This is a genomic window from Janthinobacterium sp. CG_23.3 (assembly GCF_046115965.1).
In the GTDB taxonomy this organism is placed as follows: Bacteria; Pseudomonadota; Gammaproteobacteria; order Burkholderiales; family Burkholderiaceae_D; genus Janthinobacterium.
Map to the genome: position 1 here is coordinate 1 of NZ_JBJXIB010000087.1, position 25,609 is coordinate 25,609.

At 69.4% G+C, this 25,609-nt stretch carries 21 protein-coding genes; 14 read left to right on the forward strand and 7 right to left on the reverse strand.

The genetic code is table 11. From position 1 onward, the window contains the following. The 3 genes from ACFDR9_RS18805 to ACFDR9_RS18815 form a co-directional block, all read left to right on the forward strand. Positions 1-854: TolC family protein (locus tag ACFDR9_RS18805; protein ID WP_409031984.1), on the forward strand; the 854-nt coding region annotated here is incomplete at its 5' end. A 31-nt stretch (positions 855-885) separates the two neighbouring features. Then, positions 886-2,043: an efflux RND transporter periplasmic adaptor subunit gene (locus tag ACFDR9_RS18810; protein WP_017877094.1), complete on the forward strand. Its 1,158-nt coding sequence runs from the start codon at positions 886-888 to the stop codon at positions 2,041-2,043. Positions 2,044-2,052: 9 nt separating this feature from the next. Then, a complete protein-coding gene (locus ACFDR9_RS18815) occupies positions 2,053-5,187 on the forward strand; it encodes an efflux RND transporter permease subunit (protein ID WP_409031985.1) in 3,135 nt (1,044 codons plus the stop codon). Between the two features lie 134 nt (positions 5,188-5,321). Here the strand turns inward: ACFDR9_RS18815 and ACFDR9_RS18820 are convergent, their stop codons facing one another. Further along, positions 5,322-6,227 carry a LysR family transcriptional regulator gene (locus ACFDR9_RS18820; RefSeq protein ID WP_409031986.1) on the reverse strand — a complete coding sequence of 302 codons (906 nt, stop codon included), beginning with the start codon at positions 6,225-6,227 and terminating at the stop codon, positions 5,322-5,324. Between the two features lie 115 nt (positions 6,228-6,342). On the opposite strand from ACFDR9_RS18820, the gene ACFDR9_RS18825 reads away from it, so the two are divergent. Together ACFDR9_RS18825 and ACFDR9_RS18830 are read left to right on the forward strand one after the other, a co-directional pair. Next, positions 6,343-7,641, forward strand: coding sequence for an SGNH/GDSL hydrolase family protein (locus ACFDR9_RS18825; RefSeq protein WP_409031987.1), 1,299 nt, complete (start codon positions 6,343-6,345; stop codon positions 7,639-7,641). Between the two features lie 28 nt (positions 7,642-7,669). Next, entirely contained in the window at positions 7,670-7,966 is a 297-nt protein-coding gene (locus ACFDR9_RS18830) for a hypothetical protein (RefSeq protein ID WP_409031988.1), read from the forward strand. On the opposite strand, the gene ACFDR9_RS18835 is transcribed toward ACFDR9_RS18830, so the two are convergent. The 6 genes from ACFDR9_RS18835 to ACFDR9_RS18860 form a co-directional block, all read right to left on the reverse strand. Next, entirely contained in the window at positions 7,879-8,367 is a 489-nt protein-coding gene (locus tag ACFDR9_RS18835; RefSeq protein ID WP_409031989.1) for a GNAT family N-acetyltransferase, read from the reverse strand. The two genes, ACFDR9_RS18830 and ACFDR9_RS18835, sit on opposite strands and share 88 nt — an antisense overlap. 9 nt (positions 8,368-8,376) lie before the next feature. After that, positions 8,377-9,141: an NAD-dependent epimerase/dehydratase family protein gene (locus ACFDR9_RS18840; RefSeq protein WP_409031990.1), complete on the reverse strand. Its 765-nt coding sequence runs from the start codon at positions 9,139-9,141 to the stop codon at positions 8,377-8,379. Positions 9,142-9,248: 107 nt separating this feature from the next. After that, complete coding sequence (locus ACFDR9_RS18845) at positions 9,249-10,001, reverse strand: slipin family protein (protein ID WP_409031991.1); 753 nt, start codon at positions 9,999-10,001, stop codon at positions 9,249-9,251. A gap of 43 nt (positions 10,002-10,044) precedes the next feature. Further along, positions 10,045-10,683, reverse strand: a complete 639-nt coding sequence (locus ACFDR9_RS18850) for an NfeD family protein (protein ID WP_409031992.1) — start codon at positions 10,681-10,683, stop codon at positions 10,045-10,047. Between the two features lie 249 nt (positions 10,684-10,932). Beyond that, positions 10,933-13,353 carry a catalase gene (locus tag ACFDR9_RS18855; RefSeq protein ID WP_409031993.1) on the reverse strand — a complete coding sequence of 807 codons (2,421 nt, stop codon included), beginning with the start codon at positions 13,351-13,353 and terminating at the stop codon, positions 10,933-10,935. 160 nt (positions 13,354-13,513) lie between these two features. Further along, on the reverse strand, positions 13,514-13,897 hold the full coding sequence (locus ACFDR9_RS18860) for a hypothetical protein (RefSeq protein ID WP_017877103.1): 384 nt from the start codon (positions 13,895-13,897) through the stop codon (positions 13,514-13,516). 555 nt (positions 13,898-14,452) lie between these two features. Between ACFDR9_RS18860 and ACFDR9_RS18865 the strand changes: the two genes are divergently transcribed. The 9 genes from ACFDR9_RS18865 to ACFDR9_RS18905 form a co-directional block, all read left to right on the forward strand. After that, a complete protein-coding gene (locus tag ACFDR9_RS18865) occupies positions 14,453-15,577 on the forward strand; it encodes a branched-chain amino acid ABC transporter substrate-binding protein (RefSeq protein ID WP_409031994.1) in 1,125 nt (374 codons plus the stop codon). Between the two features lie 66 nt (positions 15,578-15,643). Then, positions 15,644-16,438 carry a DUF72 domain-containing protein gene (locus tag ACFDR9_RS18870; RefSeq protein ID WP_409031995.1) on the forward strand — a complete coding sequence of 265 codons (795 nt, stop codon included), beginning with the start codon at positions 15,644-15,646 and terminating at the stop codon, positions 16,436-16,438. 162 nt (positions 16,439-16,600) lie between these two features. Continuing rightward, positions 16,601-17,095, forward strand: a complete 495-nt coding sequence (locus tag ACFDR9_RS18875) for a (2Fe-2S)-binding protein (protein WP_017877106.1) — start codon at positions 16,601-16,603, stop codon at positions 17,093-17,095. Continuing rightward, positions 17,088-18,083: an FAD binding domain-containing protein gene (locus tag ACFDR9_RS18880; protein WP_409031996.1), complete on the forward strand. Its 996-nt coding sequence runs from the start codon at positions 17,088-17,090 to the stop codon at positions 18,081-18,083. The genes ACFDR9_RS18875 and ACFDR9_RS18880 overlap by 8 nt, the downstream gene beginning before the upstream one ends. Next, a complete protein-coding gene (locus tag ACFDR9_RS18885) occupies positions 18,080-20,356 on the forward strand; it encodes a xanthine dehydrogenase family protein molybdopterin-binding subunit (protein WP_409031997.1) in 2,277 nt (758 codons plus the stop codon). The genes ACFDR9_RS18880 and ACFDR9_RS18885 overlap by 4 nt, the downstream gene beginning before the upstream one ends. A 136-nt stretch (positions 20,357-20,492) precedes the next feature. Next, the gene (locus ACFDR9_RS18890; RefSeq protein ID WP_409031998.1) at positions 20,493-21,557 is read left to right on the forward strand and encodes a cobalamin-independent methionine synthase II family protein; all 1,065 of its coding nucleotides are present in this window, start codon (positions 20,493-20,495) and stop codon (positions 21,555-21,557) included. 90 nt (positions 21,558-21,647) lie between these two features. Next, the gene (locus tag ACFDR9_RS18895) at positions 21,648-23,795 is read left to right on the forward strand and encodes an ATP-binding protein (RefSeq protein ID WP_409031999.1); all 2,148 of its coding nucleotides are present in this window, start codon (positions 21,648-21,650) and stop codon (positions 23,793-23,795) included. Between the two features lie 103 nt (positions 23,796-23,898). After that, positions 23,899-25,095: a sensor histidine kinase KdpD gene (locus ACFDR9_RS18900; protein ID WP_232429705.1), complete on the forward strand. Its 1,197-nt coding sequence runs from the start codon at positions 23,899-23,901 to the stop codon at positions 25,093-25,095. A 114-nt stretch (positions 25,096-25,209) separates the two neighbouring features. Then, positions 25,210-25,609, forward strand: a 400-nt coding sequence (locus ACFDR9_RS18905; RefSeq protein ID WP_409032000.1) for a four-helix bundle copper-binding protein, incomplete at its 3' end; no start/stop codon positions are given.

Genomic DNA, 25,609 nt, shown 5'->3' on the forward strand with positions numbered 1-25,609 from the left:
TGGAGTGGAGAGACGGGGCCTCTCTCCACATCAGACCCCTCCCCCTCTCCCCGCCCCTCCCCTCTTGCCGCCTTGCCTCCTCCTCTGCCCGGGGGTCCCCCCCCCCCCCCCCCCCCCCCGAGGGGCGCAGCCGCGCCATCGAGCAGGGCGCCGCCTGCGAGCGCGACGTCAAGGCGCTGGTGGCGCTGACGGCGCTGGCCGAACCGGCGCTGCGCCGGCAACTGGCCGGCAGCGCCACGGCGGCGCCTTCGCCGGCGCTGGCGCCCGCCGCGCTGCCGGCGCAGACGCTGGCCCAGCGCCCGGACGTGTTTGCCGCCGAGCGCGAGGTGGCGGCCGCCAGCTTTGACGTCGGCGCCGCCCAGGCGCAGCGCTATCCGCGCCTGACGCTGTCGGGCGCGGTCGGCGTCGCCAATTTCCGCAGCGCCGGCAGCAACACCGGCGCCGACACCTGGAGCATCGGCCCGCTGGCGTTGACGCTGCCGCTGTTCGACGGCGGGCGCCGCCGCGCCAACGTCGACGCCGCCGCCGCGCGCTACGACGAGGCCGTCGCCAAGTACCGCGGCAGCGTGCGCCAGGCGGTGCGCGAAGTCGAGGAGGCGCTGGTCAACCTGGACAGCACCGGGCAGCGCGGCGGCCACGCCGAAACCGCGCTGGCCGGCTACCGCAGCGCCTTCGACGCCACCGAGCAACGCTATAGGAATGGCTTGGCCAGCCTGCTCGAACTGGAGGACGCGCGGCGCACCCGCCTGGCCGCCGAGAACACCGTGGTGAACCTGGCGCGCGAACGCAGCGCCGCCTGGGTCGCCCTGTACCGCGCCGCCGGCGGCGGCTGGAACGCCAGCGCCGCCGATTGATCATCCCGTATCGAACCTTGCCGGACAAAACATGAAAAAACTGACATTCAAACCGCTGACCCTGGCCCTCGCCGCCGCCCTTGGACTGGGCGCGCTGGGCTTGGCGCTGACCGCCCCGGCCACCACCGCCGCCGACGACAAGAAGGCCGACGCGCCCAAGCCGGCGCTGACCGTGACCACCGCCAAGCCGCTGGCGGCGCGCCTGCCGATCAAGCTCAGCGCCAACGGCAACGTCGCCGCCTGGCAGGAGGCCATCATCGGCAGCGAGTCGAACGGCCTGCGCCTGACCGAGGTCCGCGCCAACGTCGGCGACCAGGTGCGCGCCGGCCAGGTGCTGGCGGTGTTCTCGGCCGACGCCGTCAACGCCGACCTGGCCCAGGCCCGCGCCGCCGTGCAGGAGGCCGAGGCCAACGCCGCCGAAGCGGCCGCCAACGCGGCGCGCGCGCGCTCGCTGCAAAGCACCGGCGCGCTCAGCGCGCAGCAGATCAGCCAGTACCTGACGGCCGAACAAACCGCCAACGCCCGCATCGCCTCGGCCAAGGCGGCGCTGGCGACCCAGCAGCTGCGCCTGCGCTACACCCAGGTGGTGGCGCCCGACAGCGGCGTGATCTCGGCGCGCGCGGCCACCGTCGGCGCGGTCGTCGGCGCCGGCACGGAGCTGTTCCGCATGATCCGCCAGGGCCGCCTGGAGTGGCGCGCCGAGGTCACCGCGACCGAGTTGCTAAGCCTGAAAACCGGCACCGGCGCCCAGGTCACGGCCGCCAACGGCAGCACGCTGAGCGGCAAGGTGCGCATGATCGCGCCGACGGTCGACCCGCAGACCCGCTCGGCGCTGGTGTACGTCGACCTGCCGGCCAGCGCCGGCAAGGACGCGCCGTTCAAGGCCGGCATGTACGCCAGCGGCCAGTTCGAGCTGGGCACGTCGGAGGCGATGACGGTGCCGCAGCAGGCCATCGCCGTGCGCGACGGCTTCAGCTACGTGTTCCGCCTGAACCCGGACCAGCGCGTCAGCCAGATCAAGGTGCGGCCGGGCCGGCGCCTGGCCGACCGCATCGAGATCCTCGACGGCATCAAGGCCGACACGCCGGTGGTCATCAGCGGCGCCGGCTTCCTCAACGACGGCGACCTGGTACGCAACGTCGCGGCCGCCGCCGCGCGCGCGCCGGGCGCCGCGCCGCTCGCCAAATAAGGGGGCGCGATGAATTTCTCCTCCCTGTCGATCAAGAACCCGATCCCGGCGATCATGCTGTTCGCGCTGTTGACGCTGGCCGGCCTGATGGCCTACCGCGCCAACCCGGTGCAGGATTTCCCCGACATCGAACTGCCGATCGTCACCATCAACGCGGCGCTGTCGGGCGCCGCCCCGGCCCAGCTGGAAACCGAGGTCGCGCGCAAGCTCGAGGACTCGGTCGCCACGCTGCAGGGCGTCAAAAACATCTACACCAAGGTCCTCGACGGCACTGTCAGCGTGACCGTGGAATTTATCCTTGAAAAACCCATCGCCGAAGCCGTCAACGACGTGCGCGACGCGGTGGCGCGGGTCAAGGCCGACTTGCCGGCCGAGCTGCGCGACCCGACCGTGACGAAGGCCTCGACCGCCGGCCGGGTGATCCTGACGTTTACCGCCAGTTCGAAACCCGGCGTCGACAACCAACTCGACGACCAGGCCCTGAGTTGGTTCGTCGACAACAGCGTTGCCAAGCGCCTGCTGTCGGTGCCCGGCGTGGGCGCGGTCAAGCGCGTCGGCGGCGTCTACCGCGAAATCCGCGTCGAACTCGACGAGGCGCGCATGGCCGGGCTGAAAGTGTCGGCGCTGGACGTCTCGCGGCAGTTGCGCCAGGTGCAAAAAGAGGCGCCGGGCGGACGCGGCGACGTCAGCGGCGCCGAGCAGTCGGTGCGCACCATCGCCACCGTCAAGACCGCCGAGGAACTCGCGCGCATCGAGATTCCGCTGGTCGACGGGCGCCACGTCCGCCTCGACCAGGTCGCCACGGTGAGCGACACGGTGGCCGAGCCGCGCTCGCTGGCCGAGCAGGACGGCAAGAACGTGGTCGGCTTCGAGGTGTTCCGCAGCAAGGGCGCCAGCGAGGTGGCGGTTGCCAAAGGCACCCGCGAAGCCGTCGCCGAGCTACAGAAGGCCAACCCGAACGTGGTGCTCAAGCAAAGCATCGACAACGCCTTCCCGGTCGAGGAAAACTTCGACGGTTCGATGGAGCTGCTGTACGAGGGCGCGCTGCTGGCGGTGCTGGTGGTGTGGTGGTTCCTGCGCGACTGGCGCGCCACGCTGGTGGCGGCGGCGGCGCTGCCGCTGTCGGTGATGCCGGCCTTCCTGGGCATCTACTTTTTCGGCTACACCCTCAACACCGTGACCTTGCTGTCGCTGGCGCTGGTGGTGGGCGTGCTGGTCGACGACGCCATCGTCGAGATCGAGAACATCACGCGCCACCTGCGCATGGGCAAGACGCCGATGCAGGCGGCGATGGAGGCGGCCGACGAGATCGGCATGGCGGTGATCGCCACCACCTTCGCGCTGGTCGCGGTGTTCCTGCCGACCGCCTTCATGGGCGGCGTGCCGGGCCTGTTCTTCAAGCAGTTCGGCTGGACCGCCGTGTTGGCGGTGCTGGCCTCGCTGGTGGTGGCGCGCCTGCTGACGCCGATGATGGCGGCCTATCTGCTGAAGCCGCTCAAGCACGTCGGGGAGGAAAAGGACAGCTGGCTGATGCAGCGCTATATCGCGCTGATGCGCTGGTGCCTGACGCACCGGCTGGTGACGGCGATCGCCTCGGCGCTGTTCTTCATCGGCTCGATCATGCTGGTGCCGCTGCTGCCGACCGGCTTCGTGCCGGCCGCCGACCGCGCCCAGACGCAGATCAACCTGGAGCTGCCGCCCGGTTCGACCTTGGCCGAAACCCGCGTCGTGGCCGAGCAGGCGCGCCTGGCGGCGCTGCGCGTGAAGGGCATCACCGGCGTGTTCAGCTCGATCGGCGGCGGCTCCAGCGGCGACGCCTTCGCGCCCGGCGCGGCGGCCGAGGCGCGCCGCGCCGTGCTGACCCTGACCACCGTGCACCGCACCGACCGCGGCGAATCGATGGCCGACCTGGAGTCGTCGATCCGCCACCAGCTCGACGCCATTCCGGGCGCGCGCTTCAACGTCGGCCCGCCCGACACCGGCGTCAAGATGCAACTGGTGCTGCGCAGCGAAGACCCGGTCGCGCTGACCGAGGCGGCGCAGAAGGTGGAGCGCGAACTGCGCACGCTCAAGGGCATCGGCAACGTCAGTTCGAGCGCCTCGCTGGTGCGCCCCGAAATCATCGTGCGGCCCGACTTCGCCCGCGCCGCCGACCTGGGCGTGACGGCCGCGGCGATCGGCGAGACGGTGCGCGTGGCCACCGCCGGCGACTACGACACCGACCTGACCAAGATGAACCTGCCGGAGCGGCAGGTGCCGATCCGCGTCAAGCTGCCCGACGCCGTGCGCGCCGACCTGGCGGCGATCGAGCGCCTGACGGTGCCCGGCAAGAACGGCCCGGTGCGCCTGGCCAACGTGGCGAGCATTACGATGGAAAGCGGCCCGGCGCAGATCGACCGCCTGAACCGCAGCCGCAACGTGACGCTGGACGTGGAACTGGGCGCGCGCACGCTGGGCGAGGTCAACGAGGAGGCGCGCGCGCTGCCGTCGATGAAGAACCTGCCGCCGGCGGTGAAGATCGCCGAACTGGGCGACGCCCAGGAAATGGTGGCGCTGTTCGCCAGCTTCGGCCTGGCGATGCTGATCGGCGTGCTGTGCATCTTCTGCGTGCTGGTGCTGCTGTTCAAGGACTTCATGCAGCCGATCACCATCCTGGCGGCGCTGCCGCTGTCGATCGGCGGCGCCTTCGTGGCGCTGCTGCTCACCGGGCGGGCGCTGTCGATGCCGTCGATGATCGGCCTGATCATGCTGATGGGGATCGTGACGAAAAACTCGATCCTGCTGGTCGACTACGCGATCCTGGCGCGCCAGGCCGGCATGAACCGCTACGACGCGCTGGTCGACGCCTGCCACAAGCGCAGCCGGCCGATCTTGATGACGACCATCGCGATGGGCGCCGGCATGATGCCGCTGGCGCTGGGTTGGGGCGCCGACCCGAGCTTCCGCTCGCCGATGGCGATCGCGGTGATCGGCGGCCTGATCACGTCGACGCTGCTGAGCCTGTTGGTGGTGCCGGCGGTGTTCACCTACATCGACGACCTCGAGCACCTGCTGCAGCGCGTCTCGGGCAAGCTGCGCCACCCCAGGCACGGCGCGGCAAGCGCCGGCGCCGACGCGCCGGTCAGCCTGAAGAAGCAGGCGTAAGCGACGCCGCCGCGGCAAGCCCGCGGCGGCCCCGATGCGGTTAAATCATCGAGGCGGCAACTAGTCTGACACAGGGGGGCGACTCCCTTGGTTTCAGTTATTTCACCGCCGAAACCGCGCCCCGGCGCAAGCGCTCAATCGAAGCGGACCTTCTCCACCAAGAAATCCAACAGCGCGCGCACCCGCGACGGCAGGTAGCCACCCTGGCCGAGGAAGACCGCGTGGATTTCCTCGACGTCGCCGGGGTTGAACTCTTCCAGCAACGGCAGCAGCCTGCCGGCGGCGATGTCGTCCCTGACCTGGAACGCCGCCAGCCGCGCCAGGCCAAGCCCCGCCAACACCAGCCGCCTGAGCGCTTCGCCGTCGCCGACCTGGGCGTTGCCGTTGGTCGCCACGCGGGTGCCGACGCCCTGGTCGAGCAGCGGCCAGCCCTGCGTCGCGCGGGCGTAATTAAAGCCCAGCCGGTTGTGCCGCTCCAGGTCGGCCGGCCGCAGCGGCGTACCGCGCCGCGCCAGATAGGCCGGCGCGCCGACGATGACCATGCGGGTCTGCCCCAGTTTGCGCGCCAGCAGGCCCGAGCTCTTGAGCGGGCCGGCGGGCACCGCCACGTCGGTGCGCTGTTCGAGGATGTCGACCACCTCGTCGGTCAGCACCAGGTCGAGCGTGACGTCCGGGTGGCGCGCCAAAAACTCGGGCACCAGCGCCAGCAGGAAGTGCGCGCCGAAGGGCACGTTGGCGTTGACGCTGAGCCGGCCGCGCGGCGCGGCGTTGGTGGCGGCGCCGCGCTCGGCCTCTTCCAGGTCGGCCAGCACCCGCACGCCGCGCTCGTAGAACACGCAGCCCTCGGCGGTGAGCTGGACCTGGCGCGTCGAGCGGTTCAGCAGCCGCACTTCGAGCCGGCTTTCCAGCCGCCCCACCAGTTTGCTCACGCCCGAGGGCGTCATGCGCAGGGCGCGCGCGGCGGCGGAAAAGCCGCCGAGTTCGACCACGCGCACGAATACTTCCATTTCCCCCGACCGGTTGATGTCCAGACGCGCCATATTGAGGTCAGCTCACAAGTGTTTATCCCAGTCGCAGTCTACTCGACAAAGTGATCCGAATTCATAATTAGACCATTAGGCGCACGCCAATTCACAAATCTCGACAAGGACCAATATGAGCAGCAAGCGTACCCCCCCGCCCTCCCCCCCGCGTCCGGCCGGACTGCGCCTGTGGCGCGCGCCCGCGCTGGCGGCGCTGCTGGCCATGGCCATGCTCGCCGGCCGCGCGGCGCACGCGGCCGACACCGGCGCCTGGATCGGCACCTGGAGCGCCAGCCCGCAGCCGACCTGGGGGGCGGACTTCGCCTTCCCCACCAACATTCCGGCAACGCTGCAAGACCAGACCATCCGCCAGGTGGCGCGGATCAGTCTTGGCGGCAAGCGCGTGCGCGTGGCGCTATCGAACGAATACGGCAGCGCGCCGCTACGCGTCGGCTCCGCGCATATCGCGCTGGCCGGCGCCGGTTCGGCGATCGTGCCCGGCACGGACCGGCCGTTGACCTTCGGCGGCAACACCTTCGCCGTGGTGCCGCCGGGGGCGCCGCTGCTCAGCGATCCGGTCGACCTGGCGCTGGCGCCCTTAGCCAGCGTCGCCGTCAGCGTCTTCCTGCCGCATGCCACGGCGGCCACCACCTTTCACTGGGACGGCCGGCAAACCGCCTACCTGGCGCCGGGCGAGCACGTCGCCAGCGCGCGCATCGAGGCCGAGCGCACCACCACCGCGCGCATTTTCCTCAGCGGCATTCAGGTCGAGGTCGAGGCCGCGGCGGACGCCGGCGCCGTGGTCGTGCTGGGTGACTCGATTAGCGACGGCAACGGCGCCGGCGTCGACGCCAACGCGCGCTGGCCCGACTTCCTGGCCGCCCGGCTGGCGCCGCGCAAGATCGCCGTGCTCAATGCCGGCATTTCCGGGGCGCGCCTGCTCGGCGACCGCATGGGCGCCAACGCGCTGGCGCGCTTCGAGCGGGACGTGCTGAGCCAACCGCGGCTGAAAAGCGTCGTCGTGCTGCTTGGCATCAACGACATCAGTTGGCCCGGGACGGCCTTCGATCCGCACGGCGTGCGCCCGTCGGCCGAGGCGCTGATCGCCGGCTATCGCCAATTGATCGCGCGCGCCCATCTGCGCGGCGTGCGGGTGGTCGGCGCCACGCTGACGCCGTTCGAGGGGGCCTTGGCCGGTACGCCGCTGGACAACTATTACCACGCGGACAAGGATCAGTTGCGTCAAGCCATCAACGCGTGGATACGCGGCGGCGGCGAGTTCGACGCCGTGCTCGACTTCGACGCGCTGCTCAGGGACCCCGCGCGGCCGCGCCGCCTACGCAGCGAATTCGACTCCGGCGACCACCTGCATCCGGGCGAGCGCGGCAACCGGGCGATGGCCGACGCCATCGACCTCGACGTCCTGTTCTAGCGCCATCGCCGGCCGCCCTCGGCTGCTGGTGGCGAACCCGCAACTGGGCGACGGCCAGCGCAAGGGGGTGCTCGGCCATTCCTCGCCGGGCTTGCTCAACGTCTACGTGCTGAAGCAGGATGGCGGCCAGTGTCGCCTGTTCAAACGCCGCGACAACGTCGACGCGCTCGGTTCCTACAGCCATGTCGGCGAGGCGCCGTGGCTTGAGCCGGCGCCGGGCAGGCCGGGCGCGGCGGTTTACCGGCCGGCGCGCACCGTTCTGATTTCGGCGATCATCTCGTGGTCTTCGTCCATCCCGGTTTCGACGAAGCCGAAGCTGGCGTAGAAATCCTTGGCAATCGGATTGCTTGGGTGGTAGCAAATATAGATGCGTTCGAGCGCCTGGTTTTGCCGTATTTCCTCCAGCGCCAGTTGCAGCGCCCGGCGGCCGATGCCCTTGCCCTGGTGCCGGTGGTCGACCATGAAACGGCAGATCGAATATTCGTTCGCCCGCTTATCGGCGCCGGCCTCGTCGTCGTCCATCGACCAGTACATTAAAAACCCAACCAGCTCGGTGCCGTTGTAGATCGCGCGCGGGCGCGCGTACGGGTCGAATTTCGATTCGGCGATCGAATACGCGTTGCTGGCCAGCATATCCTGCTGGTCCTCGGGCAGCTGCAGATTGATGACTGCGGCGAAATTGTCCCCGGTGACGTCGCGCAACGCGACATGCAACGCGTCTTTCATGGTGTTCCTTTATGCGTTGGGCCCCTGGCGCGGCCGCGCGCCGCCCGGTATGTTCAACAGGTCGAAGGCGTCGTCGGCGGGCGCGTATTGCAGCAGCGCGCGGGTGGCGTCGATCGCCAGCCGCTTGTAGCGGTTGTCGGAGACGCCGTGCACCACGTGGTAGCCGTGCAGCTCGGCTTCGACGCAGCGCGCCAGCAGCTGCACCACGTCGCGCTCGCTGATGAAGGCGGCGACGTCGCGCGGACTGTGGCTCTGGCCCGGCTGGAAGTCGGCCACGTTGGCGATGCGCACCGCCAGCGTCGTCATGCCGAACTGGTGCGCGAAGCTGGCGGCGACCCCCTCACCAAACGCCTTGCTGGCACCGTACATGTTCTTCGGCCGCGGCGCCATCGCCTCGTTCACCTGCACGTCGAGCGGATAGCCTTCGACCGCCTGCGCGCTGCTGGCGAAGACCACGCGGCGGCAGCCCTGCGCCTGCGCCGCGCTGAAGATGTTGTAGGTGCCAACGATGTTGGTCGGCAGCAGCGAGCTGTGGAAGTCGGCGTCGGGCGACGGGTCGCCGGCCAGGTGCAGCACCACGTCGATGTCCTTGCAGGCGGCCAGGCAGGACGCGTAGTCGGTCACGTCCAGCGCCACCGCCTCGTGCGGCGCCGACCACAGGGTCTCGGCGCGGATGTCGGCCAGGCGCAGCGTCAGCGCGGCGTGCGTGGTATGCCAGAAGGCGCTGCCGATCGCGCCGGCGGCGCCGGTGACGAGGACACGGGTGCTTGTCATGATGGGCTCCAAGGTTTGCAACTGTCGCGAAGGCACAGCGAGATGCCAATATTGCATTGTTGCACATCCGGCGAGCGCGGGTGCGCAAGCCAAGGCCGGCGCACGACCTAGCGCGGCGGCGCGCCCGCCAAGCCGCCCAGCAAGTCGATCGGCAGCGGGAAGACGATGGTCGAGCTCTTGTCGCCGGCGATATTGCTCAGCGTCTGCATGTAGCGCAGCTGCATAGCGCCCGGCTGCTGCGCCATCACCTGCGCCGCCTGCATCAGTTTTTCCGACGCCTGCAACTCGCCCTCGGCGTGGATCACCTTGGCGCGCCGTTCGCGTTCCGCCTCGGCCTGGCGCGCGATCGCCCGCACCATCGACTCGTCCAGGTCGACGTGCTTGATTTCGACGTTCGACACCTTGATGCCCCAAGTGTCGGTCTGGGCGTCGAGCACTTGCTGGATGTCGATGTTGAGGCGTTCGCGTTCAGCCAGCATGTCGTCGAGCTCGTGCTTGCCGAGCACCGAGCGCAACGTGGTTTGCGCCAATTGGTTGGTGGCCTCGAAGAAATCGGCGACCTCGATGATGGCCTTCTCCGGGTCGACCACGCGGAAGTACAGCACCGCGTTGACCTTGACGGAGACGTTGTCGCGCGAGATCACGTCCTGGGTCGGCACGTCATGCACCACGGTTCGCAGGTCGACCCGCACCATTTGCTGCAGCACCGGGATCAGCAGGATCAGGCCGGGGCCTTTGACCGCCCAGAAGCGGCCCAGCTGGAACACCACGCCGCGCTCGTATTCGCGCAGGATGCGAATGGACGAGCCCAGCAGCGCAAGCAGCACGAATACCAGGGTGGCCACGCTCAGATTCAACATTGTCATTCTCCTTGTTTGTCGCCCTCGCCGGCCGGGGCCACCGTCAGCAGCAGCCCCTGGCGCGCCAAAACGCGCACCGGCCGCCCAAGCCGCACGGCGCGGCGCTGACGACCCGCCAGTGTTCGCCGCGCAGCAGGACCCAGCAACCGTCGGGCCCCTGCTCCACCACCCGCGCCACGGCGCCGATCAGCTCGCCGGGGCCGCCCACCGTGGCGCGCCGGCGCGTGCGCAGCGCCAGCCCCAGCACGCCGGCGCCGAGCGCCGCGCTGAGCACGGCGATGCCGACGATCAGCGCCGGCGGCACGCCGTAACCGGGCAAATCGGTGTCGATGAGGATCAGCGCGCCGCCGACAAAGGCGACGGCGCCGCCCAGGCCCAGCACGCCAAAGCTGGGCAGGAAGGCCTCGGCCAACATGAAGGCGAGGCCCAGCAGGATCAAGCCGAGGCCGGCGTAATTGACCGGCATGAGTTGCAGCGCATACAGGCCGAGCAGCAGGCAGATGGCGCCGACCACGCCGGGCGCGACGGCGCCGGGCGTGGCGAATTCGAACATCAAGCCGTAGATGCCGATCGTCAGCAAGATCAGCGCCATGGCGGGGTCGGCGACGACGGCCAGCAGTCTGGCGCGCCAGTCGGGCGCCACCGCGACGACGGCCGCGCCGCGGCGGCCAGGCGGCAGCACGCGCCCAGCAACACGATAGCGAACGCGCGCAACACCTTGATGCCCAGGTCCGTGCCCATGTGCCCCACCGCCGGGAATGTTTATCTTATGGATAAGACCGCCTGGCGCGGTGTTGGTTCCGTTGCCGCGGGCCGGCAACGCAGAAAATCAAGCCATGGCAAAGAGCCGGGGTCAGGCCGTCAGCTTTGACCCCGGGGCGACGCCGTGGGTTTTAACAACCTCAACGACGAAGTTCGCCCAGCGTTCGGCTCAGACCCGCGGCGGGTCGGTCTCGCGCGCGAAGCTGCGGTGCGCCGCCAGCGCCGCCTTGAACTCGAGCAGCGCCGCCGCCGCGTCGGCCGGATCGGCGACGATCAGCGCCGGGTCGGGGCTGCCGTCGGGCAGCGTGGTCGGCACGCCGGCCTTGGCCAGCAGCGCCGCGCCGGCGCCCAGCACCAGCAGCGGCTTGCAGTGGCGGTATTGCAGGCGCAGGAAGTCGAGCGCGTGGGCGTCCCGGCCGAGTTGCTGCGCGGCCGCCTCGGCGCCGGGGAGCAGCACGGCGTCGTACAGCACCGACGGCCCCGCCTCCAGCGAGATTTCGACGTCCAGCGGCGCGCCCTTGGCCACCGCCAGCTCGCCCATGTGGCTGGCCACCAGGCGCGGCACCGCGCGTTCCTTGAGCAGGTCGGCGTACAGCTTGCGCACGGCGTCGCCATCCTCGCCCGGGCCGACCAGTATCGCCACGCGCCGCGTCGCGACGCCGCTCTGGCCGGGCCGGTGCAGCAGCGACAGCGGCGGTGACGGCTGGTAGGGCGGCGGCGGCACGTCGCTGGCCAGCGGCAGCGGCGCCGGCAGCGCCAGCCCCAGGCCCTGCGCGACGGCGCCGGCCAGCGTCGCGTCGACGTTGGCCAGCAGCGCCAGCACGCGCAGGCGCACCGCCGGCGTTTGCACCCGCGTCAGCTCGAAGCGGTAGGCGTTGATGATGTGCTGCCGCTCCGCCGCGCTCTGGCTGGTCCAGAACAGGCGCGCCTGGCCGTAGTGTTCGCCGAACAGCTCCGGCTTGCCGCGCACCTTGTCCTCCGCCAGCGGCTGCGGGAAGCTGGTGAAGCCGTTCGCCATGCCGGCCTGGAACGGGCAGCCGCCGCCCAGCGAATTCGGCTCGTAGTTGACGCGGCCGCGGTTGATCGACTGCCGGTGCATGCCGTCGCGCTGGTTGTTGTGGACCTGCGCCAGCGGCGCGTTGATCGGGATTTCGTGGAAGTTCGGCCCGCCCAGCCGGCTGATCTGGGTGTCGACATAGGAGTGGATACGCCCCTGCAGCAGCGGGTCGTGCGTGAAGTCGATGCCGGGCACGATGTGGGCGGTGCAAAACGCCACCTGCTCGGTCTCGGCGAAGAAATTGTCGGGGTTGCGGTCGAGCACCAGCTTGCCCACGATGCGCAGCGGCACCAGTTCCTCCGGCACGATCTTGGTGGCGTCGAGGACGTCGAAGCCGAACTGCTCGGCCTGCTCCTCGGTGAAGATTTGCAGCCCCAGTTCCCACTCGGGGAAGTTGCCGGCCTCGATGGCTTCCCACAGGTCGCGCCGGTGGTAGTCGGGGTCGGCGCCGATGATTTGGGCGGCCTCGTCCCAGACCAGCGAGTGGGTGCCGCCCAGCGGGTTCCAGTGGAACTTGCAAAACACCGACGCGCCCTCCTTGTTCACCAGGCGGAAGGTGTGCACGCCGAAGCCCTGCATGGTGCGGTAGCTGCGCGGAATGGCGCGGTCGGACATCAGCCACATCAGCATGTGCGCCGATTCCGGCATCAGCGAGACGAAGTCCCAAAAGGTGTCGTGCGCGCTGGACGCCTGCGGCATCGCGTGGTGCGGTTCCGGCTTGACCGAGTGGACAAGGTCGGGGAATTTCATCGCGTCCTGGATGAAGAACACCGGCATGTTGTTGCCGACCAGGTCCCAGTTGCCCTCGTCGGTGTAGAACTTGACGGCGAAGCCGCGCACGTCGCGCACCGTGTCGGCCGAGCCGCGCTCGCCGGCCACGGTGGAAAAGCGCACGAACACCGGCGTGCGCTTGCCGGCGTGGGCGAACGGCGCGGCGCGGGTCAGCTCGCCCAGGTCCTGGTAGGATTCGAAATAGCCGTGCGCGGCCGAGCCGCGCGCGTGCACCACGCGCTCGGGGATGCGCTCGTGGTCGAAATGGGTGATTTTTTCGCGCAGGATGAAGTCTTCCATCAGCGTCGGCCCGCGCAGGCCGAGCTTGAGCGAACTCTGGTTGTCGGCCACCGGCACGCCCTGGTTGGTGGTCAGCGGCTGCGCCGACGAGTCGACACGGACCCGGTCGAGCGGGCCGTTGTTGCGGTTCTCGCCGTGCGGCGGCACGCCGTCGCCGACCTTCGCCGAGGCCACCGTTTCGGTGGCGCTGCTGGCGGTGGCGACCGGCGCCGACGGCGCCACCGTGGCGCCCGGCTCCGGCGTGCGCGCGTCGTCGCCGTATTCATCCGGCTTGTTCGCGTTAAACGCGGTGCCGGCGGCCAAGTCCTGGCCCGTCACGACTTTTTCCAGTAGCGTGTCGGCGCGCTCGTCGTGCCGGCCCAGGCTTTGCGGCGGCGCCGCGTCGGACGGACCGGACACGGTACTTAACACGGAGCCGGCGCCGTCGACCGATTGTCCTGGTTTCTTACTATTTGTGACCATACAAGTAGCCTCTTAAAGATACTGCCCGGACCGGCATGGCCGGCGCCGGGCAGAGGGATTGACACGCATGCTGTTCTCGTTGTTTCTCATGTCCGGCCGGCGCCGCAGCGCCGTCGGGCCGGATCGCCGCATGGCGTAACGCCGGCATTCCCGCCCGCGGCTACTTGCGCGAGCCGATCAGTTTGGACAGGCCATAGCCGGCCGCCAGCGCCACCAGCAGCGACACCGCCGGGCTGCCGCGCACATAGCCGCGCCCGGTTTCGGCGATACGCTGGTAGGCCTCGCCGGCCTGCTTGCCGCGCTCGGCCAGCGAGGCCGAGGCCGCGCCGACCTGCTCGCCGACCTGGCTCATCTTGTCGCCGATCTGGCCGACCTTGGCGCTGACCTGGTCGACGCCGTTGTGGGCGCTGCTGGCCAGGCGGTCGGCGAACGGCTGCGCCTTCTCGGCCGCCTTGTCGATCGCGCCGTGCAGATCGGCGCGGCTGTCCTTGCCAATGGCGCTCAGGGCGTCGCGGTCAAATCCGGTTTTTTCGTTCGTGTTCATGTTGATTTCCTTTGATAAAGAAGAGTCCATTCATGACAACGGTTCGTAACCGGTCTCACGATTTTTCTCTGTTTGCCTGCGAAAGAAAATAGAAAGAAGGACCCGCACTGCGGCATATCAAGCCACGCTGACGGCGTTTGTCCGCCATCAAGGACGACGGCTTCTTCCGTTCATCAATATCGGCTAAGCAATATTGAGGCTCAACAATACCGCCGCCGCGATGGCGCCACCGTGCGCTGTCTAACAAACAAGGCATGCACGAAAAGATCCCCCGTTGAAGGCGCGCGCCAGTGTCCGCGCCGCCGTGGGACTTGCCGGAATAGCAAATCGGCCGGCAGGCCGCCTGCACCGCTTTGTACCAAACGGAATAAAATTCGCAAAAATACGACGTTTCACGTAAAAACCGTGGAAAACAGTGCGCAACCGGCCTCAAATAACACAATAATACGCCCGGATATTGAGCATAATTCAGTTCCGTGCATTATCTTTTACGGCGCCGGGCCTGCCATCGATACCCTCACCGGCTTGCCTGCACTTTTACTATCTGGAGACCAAATGAACATCAAACACATTGTGGGCGCAGCCGCCCTGTTGAGCGTAGCCGCCGGCGCCGTCGCGCAAGAAACCGTCGTCAAAATCGGCCACAGCGGCCCGTTGTCGGGTTCGCAAGCGTTTTCCGGCAAGGACAATGAAAACGGCGTCCGCCTGGCGATCGAGGAACTCAACGCCAAGCCGATCACCGTGGCCGGCAAGAAAATCAAATTCGAACTGGTATCGGAAGACGACCAGGGCGATCCGAAGGCCGGCGTGGCGGCGGCGCAAAAGCTGATCGACAGCGGCGTCAAATACGTGGTTGGCCCGTACAACTCGGGCGTCACGGTGCCGGCCTCGCGCGCCTACAACGACGCCGGCGTGATCATCGCCACCGTCGCCTCGAATCCGAAAATCACCCAGCAAGGTTACAAGAACCTGTTCCGCGTAAACGCCAGCGACACCCAGCTGGGTTCGAAAATGGCCCTGTACGCGGCCAAGGAAATGAAGCTCAAGACCGTCGCCGTGATCGACGACCGCACCGCCTTCGGCCAAGGCGTGGCCGAAGAGTTCAAGAAGCAGGCCAAGCTGTCCGGCCTGACGGTCGCCGGCCACGAATTCACCACCGACAAGTCGTTCGACTTCACCTCGATCCTGACCAAGCTGAAGGCCAAGAACGTCGAAGCGATCTTCTTCGGCGGCTACGCGCCACAGGGCGCGCCGATGGCACGCCAGATGAAACAGCTGGGCATTAACGCCAAGCTGCTGGGCGGCGACACCATCTGCACCGCCGAGATGGGCAACCTGGGCGGCGACGCCGTCGGCGAAAACGTGCTGTGCTCGCAAGGCGGCGCCATCCTCGACAAGGCCGCCAACGGCCCGGCCTTCAAGGCGCGCTTCCAGAAGCGTTTCAACCAGAACGCCGACGTCTACGCCGCCTCGTTCTACGACGCCACCATGCTGTACGCGCAAGCGATGCAAAAAGCCAATTCGATCGATCCGGTCAAAGTCGGCCCGACCATCGCCGCCATCTCGTACAAGGGCGTGGCGGGCAACTACGCGTTCGACGCCCACGGCGACATGAAGCAATCGCCAGTGACGATCTTCACGTTCAAAGGCGGCCAGCTGTCGCCGCTGACCAGCTATTGATGCACTGCGGCGCGGCACGGCCTTGCGCCGCGCCGCGCCGGCAAGAAATCGTGTATACCTCGCCTCATGGATCAGCCCAACGAACATGACGGCGCGGCACACCGCGGCACCCCGGCGCGGCCAGGCAGCGACCTGGTCGGCACCGCCGGCTGGAGCATCGCGCGCGACGCCGCGCCGCTCTTCCCCGCCCACGGCAGCCAGCTCGAACGCTACGCGGCCGTCTTCGGCGCCGTCGAAATCAACTCCTCTTTCTACCGTCCGCACCAGCCCAAAACCTATGCGCGCTGGCGCGACAGCGTGCCGCCGGCGTTTCGCTTTTCGGTCAAGCTGCCGCGCGCCATCACGCACGAACGGCGGCTGAGCGACATTGCCGCGCCGCTGGCGCAATTCGCCGGCCAGGTCGGCGAATTGCAAGACAAGCTCGGCTGCGTGCTGGTGCAATTGCCGCCCAGCCTGGCGTTCGCCCCGGCCGGCGCCGCCGACTTCATGGCGCGCCTGCGCGACAGCTTCGACTGCATGATCGCCTGCGAGGCGCGGCATGCGAGCTGGTTCGCCGACGCCGCCGGCGCGCTGCTGCGGCGCCACGCGGTGACCCGCGTCGCCGCCGACCCGCCCAAGGGCCAGCCGGGTGCCCACGCGCCCACCACCGCCGCCTCCTACACCCGCCTGCACGGCAATCCGCGGGTGTACTACTCGTCCTACCCGGACGACTTCCTGCGGCGGCTGGCCGAGCAACTGGCCGCCGGCGCCCGCGCCGGCGACGCGGCCTGGGTCGTCTTCGACAACACCGCCGCCGGCGCCGCGCTGCCGAACGCGCTGGCGGTCCGCGCCAACGTTGCCGGCTTGCGCGCTGCGGACTAAACCGACCTCCGGAAATCCGTTCGGCGCGCGCGTCGTCAGGCGTAGGTGTGACAGCGTACATACAGCAGCGACCTCGTCCTTTAATGTGGCAGCTTGGCCATTCCAGACACGCTTTACCACCACGACGGGCCGTTGAGCACATCGACAACAAGGACAAACGCCATGACAAATAACGATATCGGCATGAGCATGCGCGTCAACGGCGCGCCGACCGCGCTGTCGCTGCGCCCCGCCTGCACCCTGCTCGACGTCTTGCGCGAGAAGCTGCAATTGACCGGCACCAAGAAGGGCTGCGACCACGGCCAGTGCGGCGCCTGCACCGTGCTGGTCAACGGCAAGCGCATCAATTCCTGCCTGACCCTGGCGCTGATGCACGACGGCGCCGACGTCACCACCATCGAGGGCCTGGCCCGCGGCGAGCAATTGCACCCGCTGCAACAAGCCTTCCTCGACCACGACGCCTTCCAATGCGGCTACTGCACGCCGGGGCAAATCTGCTCGGCGCAGGGTTTGCTCATCGAGAACCAGGCGCGCACGGCCGACGAGGTGCGCGAACTGATGAGCGGCAATCTGTGCCGCTGCGGCGCCTACCCGAACATCGTCGCGGCGATCATGCAGGTGCTGCAATCGGGCGCGCGGGGCGAACGCGATGCATGACTTCGACTGGGCGGTGGCGCGCGACCTGCCCGACGCCGTGCGGCGCCTGGCCGCGCGCGGCGACGCCGCGCTGATCGCCGGCGGCACCAACATGCTCGACCTGATGAAGGAAAACGTCAGCCGGCCCGGCCAGCTGATCCACATCGGCCGGCTGCCGCTGGCCGGCATCGACGCCACGCCCGACGGCGGCCTGCGCATCGGCGCGCTGGCCAGCAACGCCGACACCGCCAGCCACCCGCGCGTGCGCGCCGACTACCCGCTGCTGGCCAGCGCCATCCTGGCCGGCGCCTCGGCGCAGTTGCGCAACATGGCCAGCGCCGGCGGCAACCTGATGCAGCGCACCCGCTGCTACTATTTCTACGACGTCGGCACGCCCTGCAACAAGCGCGAACCCGGCTCCGGCTGCCCGGCCATCGGCGGCATGAACCGCATCCACGCCATCCTCGGCGCCAGCGCGCACTGCGTCGCGGTGCACCCGTCCGACATGTGCGTGGCCCTGGCCGCGCTCGACGCCACGGTCGAGGTGCTCGGGCCGAACGGGCCGCGGGCGATACCGTTCGGGCAGTTCCACCGCCTGCCCGGCGACACGCCGGAACGCGACACCAATCTGGCGCGCGATGAAATCATCACCGCGCTGCTGCTGCCGCCGGCCGGCGCGGCGCGGCGCAGCGCCTACGTCAAGGTGCGCGAGCGCAGCTCGTACGCGTTCGCGCTGGTGTCGGCCGGCGTCGCGCTGGAACTCAAGGACGGCGTGCTGGGCGAGGTGCGCATCGCGCTCGGCGGCGTGGCGCACAAACCGTGGCGCGACGCCGCCGCCGAACAGCTGTTGCGGGGCCGCAGCCCCGACCGGGAAGCCTTCCGCGACGCCGCGCAAAGGCTGCTGCGCGGCGCCGCCGGCCTGTCCGACAACACGTATAAGATCGAGATGGCGGCGCGCGCCGTGGTGCGCGCGCTGGAGCAGGCCACGGCCGCGAAGGAGGCGCCATGAACCACGCTGTGAACAACACCGCGAACCACGCCGGCGGCGCCGGCGACAGCGCCGCCGCCAGCCAGCTGGGACGCCCGCTGAGCCGCACCGACGGCCGCGGCAAAGTCACCGGCGCGGCGCGCTACGTGGCCGAAATCGCCGTGCCCGGCGTGGCCTACGGCTACATCGTCTCGAGCAGCATCGCGCGCGGGCGCGTCAGCGCCATCGCCACCGAGCAGGCGCTGGCGGTACCCGGCGTGGCGCACGTCCTGACCCACCTGAACCGGCCGACGCCGGCCTGGTTCGACCGCAACTACCGCGACGACGACGCGCCGCCGGGCTCGCCGTTCCGCCCGCTCTACGACGACATCGTGCGCTACAGCGGCCAGCCGGTGGCGCTGGTGCTGGCCGACTCCTTCGAGGCGGCGCGCCAGGGCGCGGCGCTGGTGCGGGTCGACTACCAGCGCTGGCGCCACGGCACCAACCTGGATCACCAGCGCGGCAGCGCCTACGCGCCGGGCAAGACCAAGGCCGGCTTCGCGCTGCCGGCGCCGCGCGGCGACTTCGACGCCGCCTTCGGCGCCGCCGCCGTGCAGGTCGAGGCCGAGTACCGCCACGCGGCCCAGCACCACAACCCGATGGAAATGCACGCCTCGACCGTCATCGTCGAAGCCGACGGCGGCCTGACCATCTACGACAAGACCCAGGGCCCGCTGAACAGCCAGAACTACGTCTGCAAGGTGTTCGGCCTGGCGCCCGAGCGGGTGCGCGTGAAGTCGGCCTTCGTCGGCGGCGCCTTCGGCTCCGGGTTGCGGCCGCAGCACCAATTGTTCCTGGCGGTGATGGCGGCGCTGGCGCTGCAACGCCCGGTCAAGCTGGCGTTGACGCGCCAGCAGATGTTTTCCTTCGGCCACCGCCCGGAAACCGTGCAGCGGCTGGCGCTGGGCGCGGCCGCCGACGGCACCCTGCTGGCGCTGCGCCACGAAGCCATCGCGGAAACCTCGCGCTGCGAGGACTACACCGAAAACGTGGTCGACGTGGCCGGCCAGATGTACCGCTGCGCCAACGTGGCCTACGCCCACCGCCTGGTGGCGCTGGACGTCCACACGCCGCTCGACATGCGCGCCCCGGGCGGCGTCAGCGGCTGCTTCGCGCTGGAATGCGCGATCGACGAGCTGGCCCACGCGCTGGACATGGACCCGCTCGAGCTGCGCCTGAAGAACTACACGGAACGCGACCAGAACCGCGACCAGCCCTTCTCCAGCAAGGAATTGCGCGCCTGCTTCGCCCAGGGCGCCGCGCATTTCGGCTGGAACCGGCGGCCGCGCGCGCCGCGCACGCTGCAGGCCGGCCAGCAGCTGGTCGGCTGGGGCATGGCGGCCGGCATCTGGGGCGCGCACCAACTGCCGGCGCAGGCGCGCGCGGTGCTGGGCGCCGACGGCAAGCTGAGCGTTTCCAGCGCCAGCGCCGACATCGGCACCGGCACCGTCACCGTGATGACGCAGATCGCCGCCGCCACGCTGGGCCTGGCGGCGGCCGACGTGACGTTCGCGCTGGGCGACTCGGCCTTGCCGAAGGCGCCGCTGCAGGGCGGCTCGTTTACCGTCGCCTCGGTCGGCACGGCGGTGCAGGCGGCCTGCCTGAAGCTGGCCAGGAAACTGCTGCGCCTGGCCAGGCAGGTGCCGCGCTCGCCGCTGTCGGGCGCGCTGCTGGAGGACGTCGAATTCGCCGGCGGCGCGATCTACCTGAAGGCCGACGCCGGGCGCGCCGTGACGCTGGTGGAGGCGATGCGCCACGCCGGCCTGGCCAGCCTGGAGGACAGCGCCAAGACGCTGCCGTCGCCGAAGCACCTGCGCTACAACCGCAGCACCCATTCGGCGGTGTTCGTCGAGGTGACGGTGGACCGCGACCTGGGCACGGTGCGGGTGACGCGGGTGGTCAGCGCGGTCGCCGGCGGGCGCATCTTGAACCCGAAAACGGCGCGCAGCCAGATCCTCGGCGGCGTCGTCTGGGGCATTGGCATGGCCTTGATGGAGCACAGCGCAACCGACCACGTGCTGGGGCGCTATATGAACCACAGCCTGGCCGAATACCACATTCCGGTGCACGCCGACATCCACGACATCGAAGTCATTTTTGTCGAGGAAAAGGACGACATCGTCAACCCGCTGGGGGCCAAGGGCCTGGGCGAAATCGGCATCGTCGGGGTCGCCGCGGCGGTGGCCAACGCCATCTTCCACGCCACCGGCACGCGCGTGCGCGCGCTGCCGATCACGCCCGACAAGCTGCTGTGACGGCGGCGTCACGCTTGAATGCGTTGTTAACCTAAACAAGCACAAGTATGTACAATCAAACAAGCGGCCGTTGCGCCGCGCCACGCCCGGCTCGCTCGACTTTCCATATCGAACCTCGTATTTCCGGAAAAATATTTTGCTGATTCCAACAGAGCCAATTGGCAGTATCCCCCGCCCCATCGAACTGATCGACGCGGTCCAGCGGGGCGGCGCCGGCGCCGACCTGGAGCGGCTGTACGACGCCGCCATCCGCGACACCGTGGCGCTGTTCGAGGCGACCGGTTCGCCCGTCATCACCGACGGCGAGCAGCGCAAGTACCATAATTTCTGGACCTACTGCGTGCACGGCCTGCCCAACACCGACGCCGAGGGCTTTAAAATCCCCTTTTCGGCCGGCCACACGCGGCGCATGCCGCGCCTGACGCGCGGGCCGTTCCGCTACCAGCGCTACGCCGACAGCTATCTGGAAGTGGCCATGCGCCACGCCCGCGTGCCGGTCAAGCAGGCGGTCATTTCGCCGTCGGCGCTGAGCCTGATGTATCCGGCCGAGGGCATCCCCGGCTACTCGCGCGACGCCTTCATCGCCGACCTGCTGGGCGAACATGAAAAGGAAGTGCGCAACTGCTTGGCCAAGGGCGCCTACAAGGTGCAGATCGACTTCACCGAGGCGCGCCTGGCGGTCAAGCTCGACCCCAGCGGCGACCTGCTGAACAGCTTCATCGACTTGAACAACCTGGCGCTGGCGCGCTTTTCGGAGCAGGAGCGCCAGCGCATCGGCGTACACACCTGCCCCGGCAGCGACCGCGACTCGACCCACAGCGCCGACATCGACTACGCGGATCTGCTGCCGAGCCTGTTTGAACTGCGCGTCGGCAGTTTCTACATCGCCCTGGCCGGCGAGCCGGACCGCGTACGCGTGCTCAAGATCATCCGCCGCTACCTGAAGCCGAACCAGCGCGTCTTCGTCGGCGTGGTCGCACCGATCGACCCGCGCATCGAAACGCCGGAAGAGGTGTGCGAGCGGGTGCTCGAGGCGGCCCGCTACCTCCCCCTGGCCCAGCTCGGCACCACCGACGATTGCGGCTTCTCGCCGTTTTGCGACGACACCACCACCAGCCGCGAGACCGCCTTCGCCAAGATCCGCGCGCGCGTGCTGGGCACGGCGATGGCCGCGGCGGTACTCGGCGCCGCCGCGCCATGAAACAGGAGGACGAGGACGCCCTGTTGCGCTCGGTCGCCCTGCAAAACGCGCAAAGCATTTTCCCTGGCGCGCCAGCGCGCCGAAGCGGCCTTGCTGAAAGCCAAGGAAGATTTGGAAATGCGCTCCGAGCAACTGGCGACGTCGCTGGCGACCACCGTGGCGACGCTGGAATCGACCACCGACGGCATCGCGGCGGTCGACGCGGCGCTGCGCATCACCGCCTTCAACCGGCGTTTCGTCGCCATGCTGGGCCTGGCGCCCGAGCTGATGCTGGCGGGCGACTACGCGCGCGTGATGGCGGCGGTCAGCGCGCAGTTCGCGGCGCCGCAGGCGTTCCTGGCGCGGGTGCGCGAGATCGACGCCTCGTCGCTGCCGGAAAGCTACGACCTGCTGGAACTGGCCGACGGCCGCGCCTTCGAGCGCTATTCCAAGGTGCAATACGTCAACGGCGCCGAACAGGGCCGCGTCTGGAGCTTTCGCGACATCACCGCGTGGCGCCGCACCGAGGCGGCCTTGCGCGACGAAACCTCGATCCTGGAACGGCTCAATGAAACCGGGGCGATGCTGGCGTCCAAGCTCAACGTCGAGGAATTGCTGCAGGCGGTCGTCGACGCCACCACCGAACTGAGCGGCGCGCAGTTCGGCGCCTTTTGCTACATCAGCCGCGACGAACGGGGCGAGGTGGATACCCGGTGCAAACTGGCCGGGCCGGCGCCGAACCCGTTCGCCCGCTTCGGCCGCCCCGGCGCCGCCGGCCTGTTCCAGGCCACCCTGGACGGCCACGCGGCGATCCGCCACGACGACGTCGGCGCCGCCTGGCACGACGGCGCGCCGGCGCCGCTGCGCGCCTACCTGGCGGTGCCGGTGCTGTCGCGCCTGGGCGACGTGCTGGGCGGCCTGTGTTTCGGCCACGCGGCGGCGGCGGTGTTTACCGCCCGCACCGAACGCCTGATCGTCGCCGTGGCGGCGCAGGCGGCGGTAGCCATCGACAACGCCAGGCTGTACGCGGCGGCGCAACAGTCGGCGCGCGAACGCGAACTGCTGCTCGCCTCCGAGCGGGCGGCGCGCTCCGAGGCGGAACGCCTGAGCGCGGTCAAGGACGAGTTCCTGACGACGCTGTCGCACGAATTGCGCACGCCGCTCGGGGCCATCCTCGGCTGGTCGCAGATCCTGCGCGCCGGGCCGAAAAGCCAGAGCGACCTGATGCGCGGCTTGGAAACCATCGAACGCAACGCCCGCCTGCAGGCGCGGCTGGTCGAGGATTTGCTCGACATGGGCCGCATCAGTTCCGGCAAGGTGCGCCTGGACGTGCAGCCGGTCGAGCTGCTCGGCGTCATCCACGCCGCCATCGACACGGTGCGCCCGGCGGCGCACGCCAAGGGCATCGGCCTGAAACTCTTGCTCGACCCGTCCGCCGGCGCCGTCTCGGGCGACCCGAACCGGCTGCAACAGGTGTTGTGGAACCTGCTCACCAACGCCATCAAGTTCACCCCCAAGAACGGCGAAGTGCAACTGCTGCTCGAACGCGTCAACTCGCACATTGAACTGAGCGTGGCCGACACCGGAGCCGGCATCGCGCCCGAATTCCTGGCCCACGTGTTCGACCGCTTCCGCCAGGCCGACGGCTCGACCACGCGCCACTATGGCGGCCTGGGCCTGGGCCTGTCGATCGTCAAGAGCCTGGTGGAGTTGCACGGCGGCACCGTGCAGGCGCGCAGCGCCGGCAGCGGACTGGGCGCGACGTTTACCGTGTGCCTGCCGGTGATGGCGCTGCGGCGCAGCCTCTACAGCGGCGGCCGGGTGCAGCCGGGCACGGAAATCTCCCCGGCGCCGCCGTTCGCGCCGGCCAACCTGAGCGGCATCAAGGTGCTGGTGGTCGACGACGAGCCGGACACCCGCGACCTGGTGCGGCGCCTGCTGGAGGAATGCCACGCCGAGGTCGTCACCGCCGCGTCGGCGGCCGATACGCTGGCGCTGCTGGAGCGCGAACGTCCCCACGTGCTCATCAGCGACATCGGCATGCCCGACGTCGACGGCTACGAATTGCTGCGCCGCGTGCGGGCGCTGGGCGCCGAACGCGGCGGCAAGGTGCCGGCCATTGCGCTGACCGCGTTCGCCCGCTCGGAGGACCGCACCCGGGCCTTGCGCGCCGGCTACCTGGCGCACGTCGCCAAGCCGGTCGAGCCCGGTGAGTTGATCGCCACCGTGGCCAGCGTGGCCGACCGCGCCGGACCGTGAAAGTCGCGCGCGAGGTGCGGTGCGGTGCGAAGCGGCGCCGAAACCGGGATAAAATGGGCGCTGCCTTATCGCCGCGCCGGCGTCCGCCGCAACCAGGAACAACATGACTTTGAACCAAGACATGAGCACCCCGCTTGCGGCCGACATCGCCGCCATCGCCGCCATCGGCGCCGTCCCGACGATCCTGCAACTGATGTCGCGCATCACCGGCCTGCGCTTCGCCTGCGTGGCCCGGGTCACCAGCGAATCGTGGACCGCCTGCGCCGTGCTCGACCAGATCGATTTCGGCATGAAGGCGGGCGACCAGCTGCAACTCGACACCACGCTGTGCAACGAGGTGCGCATCGGCGGCGGCGCCATCGCCATCGACCACGCCAGCGTCGACCCGCACTTTAGCGGACACATCACGCCGCGCCTGTACGGCTTTGAAAGCTATGTCTCGCTGCCGCTGTACCGCGCCAACGGCGACTACTTCGGCACGCTGTGCGCGCTCGACCCGAAGCCGGCCAAGGTGGCCGATCCGCACACGCTGGGCACCCTGACACTGCTGGCCGACTTGATATCCCAGCAACTGGAGGGCGAAAGCCGCTGGGGCGCCAGCGAGGCCGCCCTGCTCGACGCCCGCGCCACCGCCGAGCTGCGCGAACAATTCATCGCCGTGCTGGGCCACGACCTGCGCACGCCGCTGGGGTCGATCATCGGCGGCACCGACATCCTGCTGCGCAAGCCGCTCGACGAGCAGACCCGCTTCACCGTCGAGCGCATGCGCCGCAGCGGCTACCGCATTGCGGCGCTGGTCGACGACGTGCTCGACTTCGCCCGCGGCCGGATGGGCGGCGGCATTCCGCTGAACCTGAAGGCGACCGACGCGCTGGCGGCGGACTTCGAGCACGTCGTCGCCGAGTTGCGCGGCGCCTTCCCGCTGCGCGCCATCGACAGCCTGATCGACATCCAAGCCATCATCTTTTGCGACCGGGTCAGGCTGGCGCAACTGTTGTCGAACCTGCTCACCAACGCGCTGGTGCACGGCGCGCCGGAGCGCCCGGTCACGCTGACGGCGCTGGCCGCCGACGACGTGCTGCGCGTTGAAATCAGCAACGGCGGCGCGGCCATTGCGCCGGAGCTGATCGCCCGCCTGTTCCAGCCTTACTGGCGCGGCGCCGCCGAGAACGCGCCCGCCGGCCTTGGGCTGGGCCTGTATATCGCGGCCGAAATCGCCCGCTGCCACGGCGGCGCGCTGGCCGTCAGCTCCAACGACGCGCTGACCACCTTCCGCTTCACGCTGCCGTTGAAAACCTGAGGCCGGCGCGCCGGCCGGACTTTCCAACGCTCAAGGTGGCGCCGGCGCGGCGCAATCGGGCGCAGCATAAGGGTTCGCCCCCCCCCCCGGCCCACGCGACACCAGGAGAAGCCCATGAGCCAGCGAATGTTTGAATCGTGCATCGACGCCTGCCACCTGTGCGCCAACGCCTGCGACCACTGCGCGGTATCCTGCCTGGCGGAAGCGGACGTCGCCAGGATGGCGCGCTGCATCGCCGTCGACGTCGATTGCGCCCAGATCTGCCGGCTGGCGGCCGGCTTCATGGCGCGCGGCAGCGAATCGGCCGCCGCCGTTTGCCGGGCCTGCGTCGACGCCTGCAACGCCTGCGCCGACGAATGCGCAAGGCATGCCATGCAGCATTGCCAGGACTGCGCGCTGGCCTGGGGGGGGGGGGGGGGGGGGGGGGGGGGGAGGGGGGGGGGGGGGGGGGGGGGGGGGGGGGGGAGGCGTGTGGACGTCAGCGTAAGGAGCTTCGGGAGTATGCGAGTATGCG